Source organism: Candidatus Cloacimonadota bacterium, assembly GCA_011372345.1.
GTDB lineage: Bacteria > Cloacimonadota > Cloacimonadia > Cloacimonadales > TCS61 > DRTC01.
On record DRTC01000141.1, the window covers coordinates 1 to 3,251 of the forward strand.

A 3,251-nucleotide genomic window follows, 5' to 3' on the forward strand; every position below is an offset into this window, starting at 1 on the left:
AGTTGCCGTTCCTCCGCTCGAAGAATTCGTAGAAGCGATCAGCAACACGCTTTTATCCGAACTTTCTCCCGACGAATATCCGACAGTTTATATGGAAACCGGTCGTGCTTTGATCGATGAAGCAGGCTATTTGATAACAACCGTCGATGCTGTGAAAAGACTTCCGGGCGGACTGAAAAGCTACATCATCGATGCCGGAGTGAATTTTCTTTATACTTCCACTTGGTATAATTACAAAGTTGAAACCGACAGACCGATCACCGGTTCTTATGAGAATTGCGTTGTTTACGGACCGCTTTGTATGAATATCGATGTGGTTCTGGAAAATGCTTATCTGCCGCCATTAACGCGCGGCGCAAGATTGATCCTCTCTCCGATGGCTGCTTATAATGTAACGCAATGGATGCAGTTCATCCGCTATCGTCCTGCTGTTTTGATGATAATGGAAGACGGAACAATGGAAATAATCCGCAGAGCAGAGAAACTGGAAGATGTGATCACTCCGGAAAATGTGCCGGAGAAACTGAAGAAATTTGAGCTGTGATAGAACACGGATGACACGGATTGAACTGATTTTCACGGATGAAAGACTTATCTCAAGTTAATTGAGAAATGAACTTCCATTATCTTTGTAATGTTTAAAAGACTTTTCAAAAATATAAAAGTAAAATATTTTGTTTTTAAATTGGAGGAACAATGAACAAAAAAGATATTGAATTCTGGGAAAATCATTATTTGAATCAAATTGAATTTATGCTGAAACAAGATATGGAAAAAATGATCGAAGGACTAAAATCAAAAGATAAAATAAAAGATGATTGGTTCGAAGCGTTCGATCATAGCGCAGATAAGAACTCCGATTTTTCTCGAGGAGCGGAAAGGATTTATTACTGGCTTTTTAATCAATTTGGCACTCCAAACCCGTCACCTATTGGTTCGGATATGTTTTTTGAACTATATAACTCATTTATTCATATCGATATTAAAACTGCTAAATTAGATAACGAAACAGATTATAAAGGAAAAATTCCGATTGGAGCAAATCAAACAAGTTACAAACCGGATGGATTCGATTATCAAGTAAATCTACCACCAAAGTATTCCTATCAAAACAAAATATGTTTAACTTATTTCATTAATATAATTTATGATATTTCAGAAACTAATATCGAAATAAAAGCGATTCTTCTGATTTCAGTCCCAAATGGTGAATTAACAGATGTTTACGGAAATGTTATTGTTAATACTGGAAAAACCGGGTATTCTGGGAAAGGATTTCGTTATAATTTTTCAAAAGAAAACAAATTCAAATTACTTGAAGATAAACCATCAAGGATTAGAATAATTTATACAAGTGAAGATGTAAAAGAGAATATTACAGAATTAATTAATATCCAAGATGAATCATAAAATTATCAATGCAGATGTTTATGCTGCTTTAAAAAATATTCCAGACAATTCAATCGATGTTGCTATAACTTCACCACCTTATTGGGCTAAACGCAATTATGGTTTTGATGAACAAATCGGAAATGAAAAAACATCTCTCGAATTTATTTCAAAATTAGTTTTTATTTTCCATCTCCTCAAACAAAAGTTAACCGATAAAGGTGTTTTCTTTCTAAATATCGGTGATAAATATCTAAAAAAATATGGAAATACACCGATTGGATTGATACCTTATAAATTAGCTTTTTTTATGCAGCAGGATGGATGGATAATAAATGATACGCTCATCTGGTATAAACCGAACCATCTTCCATCGAGCGTTAAAAATCGTTTTGCGAATTCGTATGAACCTGTTTTTGCTTTATCAAAAAAGAAGGAAAATCATTTTAGAGATTACCAAATAAAAAATCAGGATTATTCAAATATTTTGAAAATAAATCTGCAGCCTACTTCATATAATCATATCGCTGTCTATCCTGAAAAGTTAGTTTCTTCATTATTAGAAATGACAATTATCAATAAAGATTATACAATTCTTGATCCTTTTGCTGGTAGCGGAACAACTCTTAAAGTTATTAACGATAAGAATAATTCATTATTTTCTAAAAATGAAGTGAAAGGTGTAATGATAGAGTATAATAAAGATTACATCGAAATTATCAAACAAAGAACCGGATTATTAAGTATCGATGTTAAAGAATATCCGTATCTGAATTATGAATATCAAATCCTTGAAGAAAATTTTGTATTAAATAATGATTATTCAGAGTATGATAATATCGAAACTGTTAGTATTGCAGAAAACAGAACCGAATTTAATTCATATCTAAAAACTATACTTACAAAATCAATCATCAGAAGTTTTCCTAAAAATGAACTTTTGTTTATTGGTTTGAGAGATTTTTCAATAGAGGATATCTATAATATTTCACAAATTAATAAGAAAAGTTGGATAATAAGGAATATGTTAGTATGTGAGAACGAACGCAAATGGTTTCCAATCTTTATGGTTGTTCAGGATACAAAAAAGGAAAAGTATTTGTTTAATTATAAAAATCTTAAATTAAATCACAAATCTAAAGAAGTAAAAAATTACAAAAAAGAATATCTTGGATATAAAGTTGTAGATAATTTTTCGAAAATCAGAAAAGAAGGAAAAATAATTTCTATTCTCGAATTTTATAAGATTGGATTACCGAAATATGTTAAAGTTTATTGGGCAGACCGGGTAATAACAAAAGAATTTATCATAAATGATGAAGAAAGTTTGATTGATAATTTAAATTTTCTGAAAATAAACGGTATACTTAAAGTCAGTGAAAAAAAAGAATTCATACCTTTAGTAAGAAAGGTTAAAAATTCTAAATCGGATTATTCGGAAATCAAAACTGAAAATCATAATAAGAATTATAATGGAAAATTTAGAGAAATCGAGCGCAAAAACTGGGGAGCATCTCCCGGAGCACGAAGTTCCGTTGAAGATGAATATTTCTCAAGACAAAGACTTTATCCTGTTGATCAAAAAATCGTTGCTGACTATTTGAATTATATCCGCAAAAAAAATCATCTTTCCAAAAAAGCATTCACCGAACTATTCTCGAAAGAATATAAACATACAGTCGGACATTGGTTGCGTAAAGATTTTGGAGGTTCAATTCCGCTTCTTGAAGATTGGAAATTGTTGGAAAAACTTTTTGAGATAGACTTGAATTTTACCAAATATGTTTGTAAAACGGGCTTAAAATTACAAACCGTAAAAAAAACAAAATATAAAATACCTGATGATATGATTTCTTATGAGA

The 3,251-nt window shown here is 31.0% G+C and carries 3 protein-coding genes; all 3 read left to right on the top strand.

Features of this window, described 5'->3' with window-relative positions; translation table 11 throughout:
* Nucleotides 1–544: diaminopimelate decarboxylase (locus ENL20_02630; GenBank protein ID HHE37450.1), on the top strand; the 544-nt coding region annotated here is incomplete at its 5' end.
* 152 nt (nucleotides 545–696) lie between these two features.
* Complete coding sequence (locus tag ENL20_02635) at nucleotides 697–1,410, top strand: hypothetical protein (GenBank protein HHE37451.1); 714 nt, start codon at nucleotides 697–699, stop codon at nucleotides 1,408–1,410.
* Nucleotides 1,400–3,251: site-specific DNA-methyltransferase (locus ENL20_02640; GenBank protein HHE37452.1), on the top strand; the 1,852-nt coding region annotated here is incomplete at its 3' end. The genes ENL20_02635 and ENL20_02640, both read left to right, overlap by 11 nt.

Excerpts from the sequence above, each read along its gene's own strand:
- ENL20_02635 (HHE37451.1), top strand. The coding sequence starts at position 697 with ATGAACAAAAAAGATATTGAATTCTGGGAAAATCATTATTTGAATCAA.